We start from the raw sequence: 16,220 nt of genomic DNA, 5'->3' as shown, positions 1-16,220 counted from the left end.
ACTTAAATAATGCTTACCCAAATACATTAAACTTGGCACAACCTTCGCAATGTATAAAATACAGCTTATTCAATAATAAATGATATTTTTAAATCTAAGGAAAGTGCTATGCAACCAACCACTCACGATATTATTCAGGATGGTGGAACCCCTATCAGGCTTTGGACAAAAGGCGTCCCTGTTGACCCAAAAGCCCATGACCAGCTTATCAAAGCCTCGCAAATGCCCTTTATTTATAAATGGTTGGCAGTAATGCCCGATGTGCATGTTGGTATTGGCGCGACTATCGGTACAGTATTGCCGACCAAAGAAGCAATTATCCCAGCAGCGGTCGGTGTCGATATCGGTTGCGGGATGATGGCGGTGCAAACTACCCTAACCGCTGAGGATTTGCCCGATAACTTGCTAGGTCTGCGTACTGAGCTGGAAAAAGCGATTCCGCATGGTCGTAGCAAAACCCGTGGTCGCGGTTCACGTCGTGATGTTGGCGCATGGTCAAACCCTGATGATACGGTAATGGATGGCTGGGGAACGCTGGTTGATGACTTTAATTATATAACCCAAAAGCATCCACGGTTAAAAAACACCAATAACTTGCTGCATCTAGGAACGCTAGGTACGGGTAACCACTTTGTAGAAGTGTGCTTGGATGAGACCAATCAAGTGTGGATTATGCTGCACTCAGGCTCTCGCGGTGTGGGAAATGCTATCGGTCGCTACTTTATTGAGCTGGCGCGTGAGGATATGCGTAAGTGGTTTATTAACTTGCCTGATAAAGACTTGGCTTACTTTGCCGAAGGTACCGAGCACTTTGATGATTATTGGTTTGCGGTTGGTTGGGCACAAAGATTCGCTTTTAAAAACCGTGAGATCATGATGGAAAAAGCGATTAAAGCCTTGCGCCAAATCGTGCCAAAGCCGTTTAACGCAGCGGTCAAAGCAGTGAACTGTCATCATAACTATGTGGCGAAAGAAGAGCATTACGGTGAAGAAATCTTCGTTACTCGTAAAGGCGCGGTACGGGCTCGCGTTGGTGAATACGGTATCATCCCCGGCTCCATGGGCGCAAAATCCTTTATTGTCCGTGGTAAAGGTAATGAGGAATCATTTTGCTCCTGCTCACACGGTGCTGGTCGGGTGATGTCACGAACTCAGGCGAAAAAAGAGTTCACGGTAGCCGATCAAATTGCGCAAACCGAAGACGTAGAATGCCGTAAAGATGCGGATGTGATTGACGAAATTCCAGCAGCGTATAAGAATATCGATGACGTAATGCAAGCGCAAAGCGATTTGGTAGAAGTGGTGCATACCTTGCGTCAGGTAGTTTGTGTTAAGGGATAGGTTAGGCTGGGTTATGAATAAATTTCATATAAGATTAGTCGATTTTACTTACTCTGATGCATACGATTTAGATGATGAAAAAATCCCTGAATTCTTTATTGATGGTCGGCCATTAATTAATTTGTTAGGAGACTGTCGGCATTTAGGTAACTTCGATAACGACCTGAACTATCAAGGGGTTTTAGCACATAACTATATATGGCAGCTACTAGGTCAAGTATCACAGCCTAATCAATTAGGCACAAACCGAGTGGTGATATATCGTTGTCATTGTGGCTGCGATCATTGCGGGGTTTTTTCTACTGAAATAATCATTAGAAAGTTGACTGTACAATGGAAAAATATTGCATGGGAACATGAGGAATATCAAACTACGTTTGACTCGGCAATTACCTTCACGTTCTTTAAACCTCAATACTTTAAGGCTATTAAGCAGTATTGCAAAGCATCAGGAATTGTTATTTAGTTTGGTCACTAGTCGTCTATCTTTACATACTGGCAACCTCTACCGATGCAGCGCGCTTAAATAGATAAGGCTTTTAGTAAATATAAAGAGGCAGCAGATGACAACTTCTCAAAGTAAAGATATAAACGAGCAGATGGATGCTTTAATAATTAAAATTTATGAGACTTTCGTACAGTGTTCTATTGAGGAGGTTAAGGGCGTTTGTACGGGTTGCTGCTTATCAGGCGATAGTCTTGAAGAAATCAAGAAAAACCCTGTTAGTTCGCTAAGCGCTCAAGCGATCTTTGACTACTTAGACGCTGCTGCAAACGAGCCTGAATCACTGGTTGTTGAAATTAAATATCTATTGTCTAGAATTCTTGAGTTATTTAATAATGGTCAAGAAATTAGAATAGATACAGAGATTTGCCAGATTACACTTTCAAAAGCTTATTACAGGATGTAATGACGTATATAAATCAGTAGAGGCAATACTGAATATGTGGAATTTAGCAGGATTAAGCGCTACTTTTTTGTTTGCAACTTGGGAGGCAAAGGTCAAATGTCATAAAGCTATTATCGGCTATATTGGCTGCCTATATAAGGCAGATAACTTTAAATTTAGTCAAATATCTATCTGTAATGACTTTGATCGAAATATAATAAATTGGGCAACGTCTTCAAGGGTAATCAAGTTATTTCAAGATAGCGTTTATGCCAATCTTGATGACTTAGACACTTTATCAGAAGCAGAATTGTTTGATTATGACTATTTGCTAAATTATGCTTAACTTTGAATATTAACGGTAGGATTATTTATGGATAGACAATACTTAGATTCTCTAACGAAGCCGTCAATTGATGAGCATTATAATTTTACTGACTGTGCTAACTTAACGGCTATGGTCGATAAGGCTTATAATATTTTTGCCAGCTACTCATTAATTGAGCCAACAGGTATGTGTCCTTGCGATATCTGTTTTCATGACCCCCTGATCAATGATTGGGCAAGTTACTCGGATATTAATGCCATTCCCGATGAGGTTTTACAGCGCTACTTTTCATCTGAGATAAGCGATGAATCAATAGTGCAACAGCAAATGCGTGCCTTATTGCCAAGAATTATAAGCTCATTTGTCCAAGGCAAAGAGTTTGGAATTTTAGGTCGTTATGGAGCTTTTAATCACTGTCAGTTTGCTAATAATCATTTTTGGCTTGAATCAGAAAAACAGTTTATGCAGGATTTTGCTCTGACCTATTTCGATTTATATATTAATCATTCTAAGGGCTGGACAAAGTTTTCTGAATTTGAAGGAGCAATTGATATTATCACTATGTTCTATATGGCAGGACTCAACATTCAGCCTTTACTTGAGCTTTGGATGAGCAGTTTAGACAAACTATTAGCGTGTTTGTATTTAGCTTTAATCGTGCGTATGGACATGGAAGATAGTAGATTCTATAGCATCTTTACCGAAGATGACCCTGCTTATAGCGTGCTTATTAATACTTGGCTAAATACTAACGCCGAAACAATTACTAATGCTTTGATAAAGGCAACTCTTCAGCCTGATTTTACAAAATTAAATCATGGCGACAAACTATGTATTACGGAAGGTTTAAATTACTTTCAAAACTTGAGTAATATTAGCTTGAGAGATTAGATTTTATTACCTTATTCACCAGATAAGATTAAATATTTCTATGTGTACCACTATGAGTGGATCGACTACTTTGAAATCCCAGCAGCTTATAAGAATATTGATGATGTGATGAAAGCGCAAAGTGATTTGGTAGAGATCGTACATACTTTGCGACAGGTGGTTTGTGTTAAAGGTTAGGTTATAGAAAATATGGGCATGTAGGCACACAGGGGACGCCGCTACTAAAAATGATTATTAACAGGTAGTCAGAGTAATGTCTGGTGCGATACGTAAGTGGGAGTCTCGGTATGGTTGTGGATGCAGGTGCTGGCTATGTCAAATGGTCTACCACTGGCGCGCGTTTCCAATGAGATGTCTCGGCTGTTCGACTAAAAACGGCAGTTATTGCATTGATGCGGGTTCGACTCCCGTCATGTCCACCATATTTTAAGTTATAAAATTAATGAGAACAAAATGCAAACTATCACAAAAGATATTCAGCCCTATACCAAACTACCTAAAGGCGAGTTTGTTAGCTTATCTCAAGACTATGCAGGTCAATTATTAATACTGATGTCCATAAACTCTATAGATAATCGTGAACAAATTAATAGCGCTGGTTTTGTAGAGACAAATCTAAATCAACAACAGACGTATCAGATTTGGCAGACGACAGATGATAGTGGTGAATTATCACTATATGTAGAGATTACGGCAAAGGTTGGTTTTCATAATGTGCAACGCTTTACCAACGGCGATATTTTATTAGCCAATAACCGCTCTCAATATAGAAGTGAAAATGACTATGATAAAAATGGCTATATCTATTCTGTCGATGGAGTATTGAGACAACAGTTTCTATTAGGCGACGGTATTGCAGAGATTCATATGACGAAAGACGATATTACTTGGATCAGTTATTTTGACCAAGGTATATTGGGTTGCGGCGGTTATGATTGGTATGACCCTATAGGATCATCAGGTTTGGTTGCATGGAATATCGATGGTGAAAAATTATACGAGTTTGAACCTTCAAGTAGTTTACATATTATAGAAGACTGTTATGCACTAAATGTATCTTCAAATAATGATACTTATGTTTATTATTTTTACAATGACGATAACGATTGCGGCGAGTTTGATTTAGTACGCATTCAAAATCAAAATATTATCGATTACTGGCATATGCCTGTTTCTGGTAGTAGTGCTTTTATTATTCATGGCAATAAAGCTGTATTTGACGGCGGCTATCATTATAGGACGCTATTTTATTTAGTTGAACTAAGGAAAGATCATCAAGCGCAAATTATGCAGCAGATCGTTTTTGAGCATGACGGAGAGAACATTCTTAAAGTAGGAGAAAAATTTTCTTATCCATGGGCACGTGGTGATAGCTTTGTAGTGATTAAAAATAGGCACTTGTTTGTAATACCGTTTGCTGAATTTTTAAGTTGATTACTTCGAATTAAACACGAATAATTCAGTTTAAATTTTAAAAATAGATATTATTCTCGCAATATACTGGCATATATAATTATAAGAGAGAACCAAAATGAAACTCGCAGAAGCCCTACTTATCCGCAGCGATATGCAAAAGAAGCTTGCCCAGCTCAAAGGTCGTATTAGCAGCAACGTCAAAGTCCAAGACGGCGATACGCCAAGCGAAGATCCTAATGCGCTGATGATAGAGGCTAGCCAAATTATTAGTGAGCTAAGTAATTTAATTGAGCGTATTCACCGTACCAATGCCATTGCTAAGACGGATAAAGGTCAATCGATGCTGACACTACTGGTTGAGCGTGATACCTTAGAGATGCGCCATAAGTTATTGATTGAGGCAATTGAAGCCACTGATACTGAGGCAGATCGCTATAGCCATCGTGAGATTAAATGGAATATCATAGTCTCGGTCGCAGGATTACAAAAGCAAGCCGATGACATCGCTATGAAACTACGCAAAATTAACATTGTTATTCAAGCCAGTAACTGGCAGATTGATTTGGTTGAATGATTTGCTTAAATAACAATGTTAAACCACATATTTTAGAATTTTCTACGTGCTGAATATAAGCGCATAGACGACCAGTTTGGAACCGACTGAGCGAGTGTCAGGCCCCTTACTTCCACAACAGGGGGTTGAAAACATACTGTAGTGGCCGCTACGCGTTGCGGGCAGACGCATTTTTTACACCTCATGCCCCGTACACGTCACTGCTCACATAGCACTATTTAGACCTTACCACCAGACACTGACAGTCGGTTTCAATTTATTTAGTTAAGCAGAATACCTTTGAAAATTCTCTTTATGAGCAAGGAGTAACAACTGTCTGGGAGACAGTTGTCCGCAGCGCAAGACGGAAGGCTGTGCCTGTAGATATTTTCCTTGCAAGTCTTGAGGAGGAATAAGCGAAGCACTGCTTTGCCCAACGCATTTATTTTTATTGCTCTCTAACATCTTTATTTTTATAAAACCTATTCAATTATCCTTACGCGGTGAGTGTCATCAAAAAACTCTAAAAGCATCCCAAAAAATAAGAAAGTCTCACATCATGCCAATATCAAAAACTAAACCCCTAAAAATCGACGGCAGCACTGGCGAAGGCGGTGGACAAATTATCCGTACCGCATTGTCATTATCTATGTTAACCGGCACCCCAATTGAGATAGTTAATATTCGGGCTGGACGTGCTAAACCTGGATTAATGCGTCAACATCTAATGTGCGTGCAAGCCTCACAAGCGATATCAGATGCCAGCGTGTCAGGCGCACATTTAGGTAGTACGGCATTTAGCTTTACGCCAAATACGATTAACTCAGGCGATTATGCTTTTGATATCGGCTCGGCTGGTAGTACCAGTCTCGTGCTGCAAACTATACTCCCTGCCCTGCTGTTTGCTAATACTGATAGCAAAGCTGCTTCAACCGTAACGATTAAAGGCGGCACTCACAATCCAATGGCGCCAACCATAGATTTTTTACAACATGCGTTTATTCCTGCGCTTACTAAGCTGGCTATGCAAGTAGACATTGAATGTCTGCAAGCAGGTTTTGCGCCTATCGGTGGCGGTGTGATTAAGGCAACGATAGCGCCGTTTTTGCGCCGCGCTGATAGGTTACCGTTTAAACTAATGGAACGCGGTGAGCTTATAAGCATAGAGTTGGTCGCCAGTGTGCTGAATTTAGAGTACGACATTTGCCAACGTGAACTTGCCAGCGCGAAAGCGCTATTGGTTGAAGCTGGAATCGACGAAATGCTTATTACCACAAGAGGTAATAAACTGATTGGCATTGGAGAAGGCAATACTTGCTACGCGAAAATAACTCATAAAGTTGCTGCAACCTGCAATCATGAACAACATCACCAAGAGATGTTTACTTTGCTAGGAGAAAAACGCACTTCGGCTGAAAAGATAGGCAATCGCTTAGCAGGACTGGTGAAGCGTTACTTGTTTAAAACCGATGCATTAGTCGACGAGTATCTAACCGATCAGTTGCTGCTTCCTTTAGCTTTATCCGGCGGCGGTGAGTTTACCACGCGCGTCATTAGTCAGCATTCCGAGACTCAAGCTTGGTTAATAGAACAGTTCTTACCAGTTAAAATTACCTTTGACATTATTGATAACGATAGAACAATGGTCAAGATTGTGGCTTAAAATGACTTGGCTGCAGAAATCGAGTTAGCACACTGTTACCCAATTACACCGATGCAGTGATATCATAAGCGTATAATGTGCGCGTTAATTACAAGTTAAGATAAAGCTGGCTTACTTCCAAATCATTTGTATCGATGATTGGGGTATATTGCTTTTATCTCTTACTAGTAATTAGCGCGTTTTTTAACTTTCATGTCTTATTGTTGAGCGTTGCTATGCCCCAATCTCGTACCAATCTAAATCCCAAACCTGACCATAACTCTCCTTATTTGACCGGTGTATTGCTGCGCTATAGCACCTTTGGCGCTGCTATATTACTGTTCTTAGCGGGCGTACTATTATTTAATTGGTGGCTGATTGTGATTGGCGGTATTGGAGTCGCTATAGGTATTTATGATTTGCTGCAATCAAAGCACTCTATATTAAGCAATTACCCGATCGCCGGGCATATCCGCTATGTACTGGAGGATTTTCGTCCTGAGATTCGTCAGTATTTGCTGGAAGATGATAAGGAACAAGTACCATTTTCGCGTCAGCAGCGCGCTTTGGTCTATCAACGTGCCAAAAATGTCAGCGATACCAATGCTTTTGGTACGCTTGATAATTTATATGCTCATGGCAAAGAGTGGTTTTTACAATCAGCAATTAGCGAACCGTTAAAAAATAAAGATTTTCGTATTATTGTTGGCGGCGAGCGTTGTCAGCAGCCGCATGATATGTCAGTGTTCAATATCTCAGCGATGAGCTTTGGCAGTTTATCAGCCAATGCCATTATGGCGCTCAATCAAGGCGCAAAGATGGGCGGCTTTACCCATGATACCGGTGAAGGCGCAATCAGTCCTTATCATCGTAAGTTTGGTGGCGACTTGATTTGGGAGCTGGGCACGGGTTATTTTGGTTGCCGCGATGACCATGGCAATTTTGATCCACAATCCTTTGCTGAAAAAGCCGTCGACCCACAAGTTAAAATGATAGAAATAAAACTATCACAAGGTGCGAAACCCGGGCAAGGTGGCGTGCTGCCCGCAGAAAAAATTACCCAAGAAATCGCTGATACCCGCCAAGTGCCAATGGGACAAGATTGCGTATCGCCCTCTTCGCATTCGGCTTTTAGTAATCCACGTGAGCTGGTCGCATTTTGGCAACAACTACGTGAACTGTCAGAAGGTAAACCGGTTGGCTTTAAGCTTTGTATCGGTCAGCCTTGGCAGTTTATGGCGATTGTTAAAGCTATGATTGAAGCTGATAACTATCCTGACTTTATTGTGATTGATGGTGCTGAAGGCGGTACAGGTGCAGCGCCCGTTGAGTTTATGGATAACGTCGGCATGCCGATGGTCGATGGCTTTTTATTAGTACACAATACCTTAGTCGGTGCCGGTATCCGTGACAAAATTAAGCTCGGCGTCAGCGGTAAAATCGTCTCCGGCTTCGATATTGCACGTCTGATCGCATTGGGCGCAGACTGGTGTAACTCAGCACGTGGCTTTATGTTTGCCGTAGGTTGTATTCAATCGCGCTCATGTCATACCAATACTTGCCCGACAGGCGTTGCAACGCAAGACCCTTATCGTCAAAAGGCACTCGATGTGCCCAGCAAAGCGGATCGTGTCGCAAGCTTCCATAAGAACACGCTCAAATCACTTGCCAGCATCGTAGGTGCGGTTGGTCTGCAACATCCGAGTCAATTGCAGCCTTATCATATCGCGCGCCGTTTGGATGACGGACAGATTAAGCTATTGTCTAAATTCTTCTATTTTACCGATAAGGGCGCGCTGCTCAATAATAGCGCGCGCGCGGACGTGTTTAATCAAATGTGGGTGATGGCAAATGCTGATAGCTTCTTAGCCAATAACGATGCCTTAATTGCTTATAATCAAGACTCGCGTGATAAAGGTAAAGAAACCAGTGCGACAACAGATCAGGGTCTTGGGAGTTTTGTGAATATCACTGGCGGTGGGCGGTTAATCGGTAACGTTAACAACACTTTTCGCGACTTTCCACCTACAAGCGACTAAATACTAAACATTGAGCACTATTGAATAATTAAAATAAACAAACTCTGTCCACATGATAAAAGATACGTCATTGATGCCAAGCTCCACTTTTACTAGACCTCACACCATACTAGCAGCAGCACTTATCGCATTTAGTATAAGTGCTTGCCAGCCAACGGACACCCATAGCACTGCCCCTGATACGACTGACTGGTCGTGTCAGTCGCAGAAATCACCGTTTGCTTATAGTGTTTGTTATGTTAAATCTGAAGTATTAGCTGGCGAACGTTATTCACTACAGCTATTTTGGCAGCAAGCCAATAGTACTCAGCCGTTACTGTCTTTTGATAACTTATTAACGACTTTGCCAGCAGAACAAACATTGAATTTTGCCATGAACGCTGGCATGTACAACGAGAACTACGCGCCCATCGGCTATACCGTTATCAAAGGTAAAGAGATTCGTGCGTTAAACCTTAAAGAAGGTGGTGGCAACTTTCACTTATTGCCTAATGGTGTGATGTGGTGGGATAAGACTGGCGCAGTGCAAATCACCGAAAGCAACACCTTAGATGAGCAGCTAACAAGTGGTCAAGCCCAACCTTGGTATGCCACTCAATCGGGCCCTATGCTGGTTATTAATAATGAGATTCATCCGCAATTTAACCCTCATAGCACATCAATCAAGCTTCGTAACGGCGCAGGCGTTTGCAGTGATGGCAGCATACGGTTTGTTAATAGCGATGAGCCTGTGACATTTTATCAATTTTCAGCGCTGTTCAAAGACGATCTACAGTGTCCAAATGCGCTGTTTTTGGATGGCGGTATCGCTTCAGCGTTGTATGCGCCCAGCATCGATAAACACGATAAAAAAGAGATGGGTGTTATCATTGGGCTCATTGAAACTAAGAAGTAGCCGTTATGAATCATAACGGCTACTTCTTATTAAGTGATTTATTACTGAAATGAACCAAATAATGCTCAAAACCTTTACTACCGTGCCATATAGTTGGTCATCTCTTCGACCCCATGCAACGTCATGGGATACATTTTATTATCAAATAGCTTTTTAATCTCAACGATGGTTTGAGTATATTGCCAATAGGCAGGATTCTCAGGATTGAGCCAAGCCACTTTATCAAAATGTGCTAGCACACGCTTCAGCCATACTATACCTGCTTCATTATTCATATATTCAACGCTGCCGCCGACCGTCATCAGCTCATAAGGCGACATCGACGCATCACCAACGAATATGACACGATACTCTCGTCCATATTTATTAAGCAGCTCAAAGGTTGGCATCGGTGCGCTATGGCGACGGTCATTGTCTTTCCACACATAATCATACAAACAATTATGAAAATAAAAGAACTCTAAGGTCTTAAACTCATTTTTGGCTGCAGAAAATAGCTTTTCTAACGCTTCGACATGGATATCCATACTACCACCGACATCAAATAGCATCAGCACTTTGACACGGTTACGGCGCTCAGCCTGCATATGAATATCAAGCACGCCTTTCTTGGCAGTGCGTTTAATGGTTTCATGAATATCAAGCTCATCAGCGCTACCTGTACGTGCAAACTGGCGAAGATTGCGCAATGCCATCTGAATTTGACGGGTACCAAGTTGACTGTCGTCATCAAGATTGCGGTATTTACGCTGCTCCCAAACTTTGGCGGCGCTGCGTTTACGCGATTCACCGCCGACTCTTACGCCTTCTGGATGATCGCCATAGGCCCCAAATGGTGAAGTGCCGCCCGTACCGACCCACTTACTACCACCCTGATGACGCTCTTTTTGCTCCTTGAGGCGTTCTTCTAATGCTTTCATCAACTCTTCAAGGGAGCCGTATTTTTTGAGTAGGCGACGCTGCTCATCAGTCAGGTTTTTTGGGTCTAATTTTAAATCTAACCACTCTTTAGGAATATCCGTTAGCTTAGCCAACAGCTCATCCATATCGAGACTATCAACGCCCTCAAAATAATCTGCCATCGCCCGATCAAATTTATCAAAGTGGCGCTCATCTTTGACCATACAGAGCCGAATCAACCGGTACATATCTTCACGACTGGCAAAGGTAGACAATTCCGGATTTTCAGGATGTGGCTGCATCATCAACCCTTGCTCAAGCGCGGCATTTAGGTCAAGCAGCTCACGCGTACTAACGGGCACACCGTAAGTCCGCAAGGTATAGAATAGTTTGATAAACATAAGATATGCATCACTTATTGGCTGATATGGTTACGATTTGGACCTGTGTATGAACTTGGTCATGTCCATTAAAAGCTTAGATCATGACCTCATTGTAAATAACAATGCTTAACGGCGAATCATACTTAACGACGCATAATATTGGCAAAGCGCTGGAGCAGGCTCACATCAGCTTCGTTTTTAAGCAAAGCACCATATAACGGCGGAATAGATTTTTCACCGCGCAAGTTTTCTTCTAATTCTGCTTGCGCCATATCATCGGCAAGTAATAGCGTTAACCAATCGACCAATTCTGAGGTTGATGGTGGCTTTTTGAGCCCTTGAATATTACGTAGCTTATAAAAGATATCAAGCGCATCATTGACCAGCTTTTCTTGAATATTAGGAAAATGCACTTCAATGATTTGGCGCATGGTTTCTTCTTCTGGGAAATCAATATAATGGAAGAAGCAACGACGCAAAAATGCATCCGGCAGTTCTTTTTCATTGTTTGAAGTGATAATTACTACTGGGCGTTGCTCAGCGGTAATGGTCTCGCCGGTCTCATAAACATAAAAAGACATCTTATCAAGTTCGTGTAGCAGATCATTTGGGAATTCAATGTCCGCTTTATCAATCTCATCAATCAATAGTACGCTACGCTCTTTACTAGTAAAGGCATCCCACAATTTACCCGGCTTAATATAGTTGCCAATTTCATACACCTTATCATCACCCATTTGCGAATCACGCAAACGCGATACAGCATCGTATTCATACAGCCCTTGCTCTGCTTTAGTAGTCGATTTGATATGCCATGTAATCAGTGGCATACCTAAACTTTCGGCAACTTCTTCTGCCAGTAAAGTCTTACCGGTACCCGGCTCACCTTTGATCAGCAATGGCTTTTGTAACGTCATCGCTGCGTTGACTGCCAGCTGTAAATCATCGGTGGCAATATAGCTTTGCGTGCCAGTAAATTTTTTCTTCGTTTTATCCGCTGTGGTCATAATCAAGTCTCAGTTATTGTTATACGTTAAAGGATTTAAGCGTAATAAAAGGGTTATAAGCAATCGATGGATGATAAATAATCATTTAGATTAGCACAGCATTGTTGATTGCCAAAATACTCATGCGTTCGCAGATACTAACAACTCTTACTTATTTTTGAATGCGCTCAATTGCTCAAGTTAACCAGCAAAGAGCAAACCATCTCACATAAAAAAAGACACACACGGTGTCTTTTAAGATCATAAGAAAATCATGATGAGGCTAAAGTTGACAGTCATAGATATTAAAAACTAAAAGTATTAAGGCTGGTCAGCATCTTTAGACACTTTCTTAAGCAACTTATTATCTTTTTTTAGACTAATCTCTGTCTCAGAATTTACTACTGGCACTGACGCGTCAGACTCTGTTGCCATATAGTTGCCGGACGCCAGCTGCATATTAGCTTGGGTATCCTCAGAGGTATGGCGACGGGCTTTGTCTAAGCTTGACTCAAATGCTCCGCGAATGAGCTGCCAAACAAAGCCAACAAACAAGCCCACCACCAGCACGACTAATATGGGTAATAAGTTCGCAATCGCGCCAGCTGTGTCTTTCATCATAATGGCATAAACAACACTGATACTGGCTGGTGCAATCACACTGGGGTCGCCAAGGGCAGTCCCTGGAGCGAGCAAAACGGCAAACAATATCATCCAGCTCATACCACCCAATGGCCGTGGTAATACCCGAGCAACCAGCACCCAAAGTACCAATACGATAATGACACCGCCAAGATACGCATACATCGGTAAGTCTGCTGCCGGCACGTCTTTTACCAACTGCCCCCACCAAATAGCAATCTCACCAAGAATGTCACTAATGGCTTCTAGCGGTAAGCTATGTAAGAGATTTTTTAACCAGTCCATGCGTTTTTATTACCTGCGTTTGTCAATAATGCGGGATATTGATGATAGTAACCATGTTAATCAGTGCCTAGTTTATCACGACTATTCACCAAAATGAATGACACTAAATGTTTCATATATGTCTATCTACTATTTTTAAAAAAGCAAATTAAGAAAGAGAACTAAGAAATAGAATTTAATAAAACGAATTTAAAGCTTTCATTTTGAACCTTCTTAAAGCCTTTTTTAGAGCATTTGCTAATCATAAATATTGTCTTGGGCTTCGCGTGCACGCAACTCTGCTTGGCGGCGCATAACATCTTGTGGTGGCATCTGCACGAAATACCCTTGCGACTGTAATTTTGCCAATACTTCTGCTTTGTCGACACGAGCAAGGGTTGGCGTGGCTGCCAAATCTAAATGCATGACAAACTTGCTACGACCTAAGCTGGCACGAAAGTCTTTCGGTAGGACACCCAGCCAATCCTTAATCTCGTCGGTATCGTTAGGATAATCAGGACGCGCAACATAGACATACATATCGTCATGTTTGGAGAATTTATAAATATCGCAATGCATAAGAACAACCTGTCAGAAACTATCGTCATAGGTTAGCATATTTCAAGCAAACATCATTAGTCGCTTTACGTTTTGATATGGTAAATCGCTTTAAAAGCTATGCGCTACCATAGACATAAAAACGCTCACATCCTATAAATTTTGGCGGATTATCCTGATAAAAAGTGATTTTTGCCAAAATTATTCACTTTAATACCTTTGATGACTTGTAAAAAAGCTGTGAACCTTCCATAATAAAAGCGTTTTTCAGGAGAGAGTCTTTAGCATCAAATTGGTTACGCTCATATCAATGAGCATGAGCTGACAGCCGCTATATGACCACCGAAGGCGCATCCACCCTGCCAATCGCTCAGGTAAAAGGACTGAAAAACACATGTCACAACGGTTTATCTGTATCGCGCTGATAGGCGTATTGCACTCTAAACCTTAGGCATAACAAATCTGGAGAGCGGTAAGGACGGACGACGCCTTACCCACCGAAGGGGAGAAAACGCGACATCATTGGCTTTTTAAAAACAGACAATGATGGGTCGTGTTGAAAATCTCAGGTTACAGGACAGATAGGGCTTTTACCTAAACCGACGTTCAGCGTTTGTTTGGTGAATTGCTTTGTATTTTTTCTGTACCAACCTTTGATGTGATATTCGCGCCCTGCGATATTGCTTCTCGCTACTATGATAATGTGCATCAGCTATGATACTTTTCATCGAGTACGACTGATATACACATAAGGATTTGTTATGACCGATATTCAAGATACCACTGCTCAAGATACCAATAGCCAAGCCCCTCAGCGTACTGCTCTTTACCAGTCTCACGTCGATAGTGCTGGCAAACTGGTAGATTTTTCTGGCTGGGAATTGCCTATTCATTACGGCTCACAAATCGAAGAACACGAAGCCGTTCGTAGCGATGCCGGTATGTTTGATGTCTCACATATGGTTATTGTTGATGTGAAAGGTAGTGATGCCAAAGCATGGTTACAAAAGCTGCTCGCTAATGATGTTGATAAACTAAAAACAGTTGGCAAAGCACTTTATTCTCCTATGCTTAATGAGCAAGGCGGCATCATCGATGACTTAATCGTCTACTTATCGAATAGTGAAGAAACGGCATACCGTATCGTATCAAATGCCGGAACGCGTGATAAAGATATGGCGCATTTTGAAAAAACGGTGAAAGAGTTTGATGTTACGTTAACTGAGCGTACAGAGCTTGCTATGCTTGCTGTTCAAGGACCCAATGCGGTTGAAAAACTGGCACAAGTTAAACCTAGCTGGGCTGATACTTTAACCGCGATTAAGCCTTTTGTTGGTGCCGACTTAACGGATATCGAAGGCGCAGATTGGTTCGTCGCCCGTACCGGTTATACTGGTGAAGATGGCGTCGAAGTCATCATGCATGCCGATGAAGCACCAGCGTTCTTTGAGCAATTAAAAGCCAATGGCGTTAAACCTGCCGGTCTTGGCGCTCGTGATACCTTGCGTATGGAAGCTGGCATGAACCTTTATGGTCATGACATGGATGAAGGTATCAGCCCTTATGAATCCAATATGGGTTGGACACTTGCGTTAAAAGACGAGCGTGACTTTATTGGTCGTGAGGCACTTGTTAATAAACGCAAACAGTCAAAAAATGACAATACCGCCATGAAACAAGTCGGCCTATTAATGACCAGTCGTGGCGTATTACGTGAAGGCATGGAAGTGACCATCAATCAAGGCACTGATAAAGAGCAAAAAGGTATCATTACTAGTGGCACCTTCTCCCCTAGCCTCAAAAACTCTATCGCCATCGCCCGTGTTCCTGCTACCCTAGCAGACGATGACAATGTGCAAATTGATCTGCGCGGCAAAGGTAAATTCGTCGATGTACGCGTTCTTAAGCTACCGTTTGTTCGTAATGGCAAACAGCAGTTTGACGCATAGTCGTCATAGACCCTATCATTAGCTTCCTTTTTTTATTAAGTAACCTCTATCACTTAGGAGAGAGACCATGAGTAACATCCCAGCAGAACTAAAATACATCGCCAGCCACGAGTGGTTACGCTTAGAAGACGACGGTACTATTACTGTTGGTATCACTGACCATGCGCAAGAGCTATTGGGTGATGTGGTATTTGTAGAATTGCCAGACGTGGGTGACATCATCGCTGTTGATGACGAAATCTCAGTGGTTGAATCAGTAAAAGCGGCCTCTGACGTTTATGCGCCTATCTCAGGTGAAGTCGTTGCGATTAACGAAGCACTAGAAGATGATCCAGAGATCATCAACTCTGACCCATATGGTGAAGGTTGGTTCTTTAGAATGAAGCCTGACAATATGGCTGACTACGAAGCATTACTGTCTGCTGATGAGTACGAAAGCGAGCTGTAATATTAGCTTTACCTACTCATACAAAAGCGAGATTTGATTTAAGTCTCAGTTTTATCTAGAAAAAATACGACTCCTTATTATAGATACTAGCGTCA

16 protein-coding genes, 1 pseudogene and 2 riboswitches are annotated in these 16,220 nt (G+C 41.9%); of the genes and pseudogenes, 13 read left to right on the top strand and 4 right to left on the bottom strand.

From position 1 onward, the window contains the following. Positions 1-108: 108 nt before the first annotated feature. The 11 genes and pseudogenes from DABAL43B_RS04915 (at position 109) to DABAL43B_RS04865 (ending at position 9,995) form a co-directional block, all read left to right on the top strand. A complete protein-coding gene (locus tag DABAL43B_RS04915) occupies positions 109-1,341 on the top strand; it encodes an RtcB family protein (RefSeq protein WP_079691337.1) in 1,233 nt (410 codons plus the stop codon). Positions 1,342-1,354: 13 nt separating this feature from the next. Beyond that, complete coding sequence (locus tag DABAL43B_RS04910; protein WP_079691336.1) at positions 1,355-1,807, top strand: hypothetical protein; 453 nt, start codon at positions 1,355-1,357, stop codon at positions 1,805-1,807. 97 nt (positions 1,808-1,904) lie between these two features. Continuing rightward, positions 1,905-2,252 carry a hypothetical protein gene (locus DABAL43B_RS04905; protein WP_079691335.1) on the top strand — a complete coding sequence of 116 codons (348 nt, stop codon included), beginning with the start codon at positions 1,905-1,907 and terminating at the stop codon, positions 2,250-2,252. Positions 2,253-2,286: 34 nt separating this feature from the next. Further along, positions 2,287-2,577: a hypothetical protein gene (locus tag DABAL43B_RS04900; RefSeq protein ID WP_079691334.1), complete on the top strand. Its 291-nt coding sequence runs from the start codon at positions 2,287-2,289 to the stop codon at positions 2,575-2,577. Between the two features lie 27 nt (positions 2,578-2,604). Next, the gene (locus DABAL43B_RS04895; protein ID WP_079691333.1) at positions 2,605-3,450 is read left to right on the top strand and encodes a hypothetical protein; all 846 of its coding nucleotides are present in this window, start codon (positions 2,605-2,607) and stop codon (positions 3,448-3,450) included. Positions 3,451-3,522: 72 nt separating this feature from the next. Beyond that, positions 3,523-3,627, top strand: a pseudogene (locus tag DABAL43B_RS14555) (RtcB family protein); the annotation flags it as partial. Positions 3,628-3,903: 276 nt separating this feature from the next. Next, positions 3,904-4,884, top strand: coding sequence for a hypothetical protein (locus DABAL43B_RS04885; protein ID WP_079691332.1), 981 nt, complete (start codon positions 3,904-3,906; stop codon positions 4,882-4,884). A 97-nt stretch (positions 4,885-4,981) separates the two neighbouring features. Further along, a complete protein-coding gene (locus tag DABAL43B_RS04880) occupies positions 4,982-5,440 on the top strand; it encodes a DIP1984 family protein (RefSeq protein ID WP_079691331.1) in 459 nt (152 codons plus the stop codon). A gap of 538 nt (positions 5,441-5,978) precedes the next feature. Further along, positions 5,979-7,082 (top strand): RNA 3'-terminal phosphate cyclase, encoded by a 1,104-nt coding sequence (gene rtcA, locus DABAL43B_RS04875; RefSeq protein WP_079691330.1) that lies wholly within the window; start codon positions 5,979-5,981, stop codon positions 7,080-7,082. A 215-nt stretch (positions 7,083-7,297) separates the two neighbouring features. Then, positions 7,298-9,100, top strand: a complete 1,803-nt coding sequence (locus DABAL43B_RS04870) for an FMN-binding glutamate synthase family protein (RefSeq protein ID WP_079693037.1) — start codon at positions 7,298-7,300, stop codon at positions 9,098-9,100. Between the two features lie 73 nt (positions 9,101-9,173). Then, positions 9,174-9,995, top strand: coding sequence for a phosphodiester glycosidase family protein (locus DABAL43B_RS04865; protein ID WP_079691329.1), 822 nt, complete (start codon positions 9,174-9,176; stop codon positions 9,993-9,995). A gap of 77 nt (positions 9,996-10,072) precedes the next feature. Here DABAL43B_RS04865 and DABAL43B_RS04860 read toward each other — a convergent pair whose 3' ends face one another. The 4 genes from DABAL43B_RS04860 to DABAL43B_RS04845 form a co-directional block, all read right to left on the bottom strand. Next, the gene (locus tag DABAL43B_RS04860; RefSeq protein ID WP_079691328.1) at positions 10,073-11,296 is read right to left on the bottom strand and encodes a vWA domain-containing protein; all 1,224 of its coding nucleotides are present in this window, start codon (positions 11,294-11,296) and stop codon (positions 10,073-10,075) included. 125 nt (positions 11,297-11,421) lie between these two features. Beyond that, positions 11,422-12,285 carry an AAA family ATPase gene (locus DABAL43B_RS04855; protein WP_079691327.1) on the bottom strand — a complete coding sequence of 288 codons (864 nt, stop codon included), beginning with the start codon at positions 12,283-12,285 and terminating at the stop codon, positions 11,422-11,424. A gap of 300 nt (positions 12,286-12,585) precedes the next feature. Further along, positions 12,586-13,191 (bottom strand): hypothetical protein, encoded by a 606-nt coding sequence (locus DABAL43B_RS04850; protein ID WP_079691326.1) that lies wholly within the window; start codon positions 13,189-13,191, stop codon positions 12,586-12,588. 237 nt (positions 13,192-13,428) lie between these two features. Beyond that, positions 13,429-13,749 (bottom strand): YcgL domain-containing protein, encoded by a 321-nt coding sequence (locus DABAL43B_RS04845; protein ID WP_079691325.1) that lies wholly within the window; start codon positions 13,747-13,749, stop codon positions 13,429-13,431. 237 nt (positions 13,750-13,986) lie between these two features. Beyond that, a riboswitch (glycine riboswitch) is annotated at positions 13,987-14,124 on the top strand. A gap of 56 nt (positions 14,125-14,180) precedes the next feature. Further along, positions 14,181-14,319, top strand: a riboswitch (glycine riboswitch). Positions 14,320-14,489: 170 nt separating this feature from the next. Here DABAL43B_RS04845 and gcvT point away from each other — a divergent pair. After that, a complete protein-coding gene (gcvT, locus tag DABAL43B_RS04840; protein ID WP_079691324.1) occupies positions 14,490-15,677 on the top strand; it encodes a glycine cleavage system aminomethyltransferase GcvT in 1,188 nt (395 codons plus the stop codon). A gap of 67 nt (positions 15,678-15,744) precedes the next feature. Next, positions 15,745-16,125, top strand: a complete 381-nt coding sequence (gene gcvH, locus DABAL43B_RS04835; protein WP_079691323.1) for a glycine cleavage system protein GcvH — start codon at positions 15,745-15,747, stop codon at positions 16,123-16,125. Positions 16,126-16,220: the final 95 nt, after the last annotated feature.

It is taken from the genome of Psychrobacter sp. DAB_AL43B, from assembly GCF_900168255.1.
In the GTDB taxonomy this organism is placed as follows: Bacteria; Pseudomonadota; Gammaproteobacteria; order Pseudomonadales; family Moraxellaceae; genus Psychrobacter.
This window is presented reverse-complemented; position numbering and strand designations above follow the sequence as displayed.